This is a genomic window from Armatimonas sp. (genome assembly GCF_031410135.1).
In the GTDB taxonomy this organism is placed as follows: domain Bacteria; phylum Armatimonadota; class Armatimonadia; order Armatimonadales; family Armatimonadaceae; genus Armatimonas.
This window is the reverse complement of the sequence record NZ_JANNYP010000026.1, coordinates 1-1013: the sequence shown is the minus strand read 5'-3', so window position 1 is coordinate 1013 and position 1013 is coordinate 1. Positions and strand designations below refer to the sequence as shown.

General features: G+C 60.6%; 1 protein-coding gene. It reads right to left on the bottom strand.

Features of this window, described 5'->3' with window-relative positions; translation table 11 throughout:
* Positions 1 to 946, bottom strand: a 946-nt coding sequence (locus tag RMO15_RS01045) for a hypothetical protein (RefSeq protein ID WP_309707036.1), incomplete at its 3' end; no start/stop codon positions are given.
* Positions 947 to 1013 lie beyond the last annotated feature (67 nt).

Here is a 1013-nt window from a genome sequence, read left to right as displayed (position 1 = left end):
AGTTCGTCCCACTGGTGTAGGTATTGTCGAGGAGCACAAACTGCCGGGCGAGCGCGTGGTGGTTGGGGGTTACTTCCTCGGGGAAGAGCGCCAGCTTAGCCTCCCCATTCCCCTCCTTCATGTCGCCAAAGACATAGTCGTAGGTCTGGTTTTCTTTGATGATGTAGACCACGTGCTTAAATACCGAAGGCTCCCCGACTCGTTCGGGGATCGGCACCGGTTGAACCCCACGCCGTGCGGGCTTCTCCGCCATTCCCCAGCGGTTGTTCCGCGCGATAACCTGTGGGTCGGCTAGTGTGGGCGGCGTGAACTGCACCAGCCCCATCGTGCCATGGACACCATAGGCGGGCGAGGGCTTCTCGCGCAGCGTGCGGCTCCCATAGCCCTTACTACTCGCAATGGCGAGGCTTGTGCCGATGGGGGCCAGCGCAATCGGGTACCAGCCGGTAGGAGTGTAGCCGAGAATCTTGCCACGAGCGAGCTCGACATGCACGATGGCATTGGCACCGCCGCAGGCCACATAGGCGATTTTCTCGTCGGTGCTCAGCGCGACGGCGGTGGGTATCTGCCCGAAGCCGGGGTCTTGCTCGGGTGCCAGAATAAAGGCGCGAGTGACTTTTGCATTGACGACATCCAGAACTTGGAGTGTGTCGTCGTCGCTGCTGGCCACATAGAGCGTCTTGCTGTCTTTGGTGAACGCGAGGCCACTGGGCTGCCGCCCTGCCTCCACTTTTCGCACGGTCAGGCTCGCTGTGTCCAGCAAAGCCACGCTGCCACTCTTGGCCGCATCGGTCTTGGTATCAATTCGAATCGCGGTGCCTGCCGATTCCGCGCTGGCCTCGCCTTTTTGTGCCACTCGCCCGCCCCGGCACGAGACGGCAAGTGTCTTGCCATCGGGGGAGAGGTGTACGTGATAGGGAGCCGTGTCGACCAGAACCGTGCTCATCAACCATTTTCCGTTGCGCTATGAACTGGTGTTTCTGCCATTCATTCCGCGTTTTTCGATCTGGTGT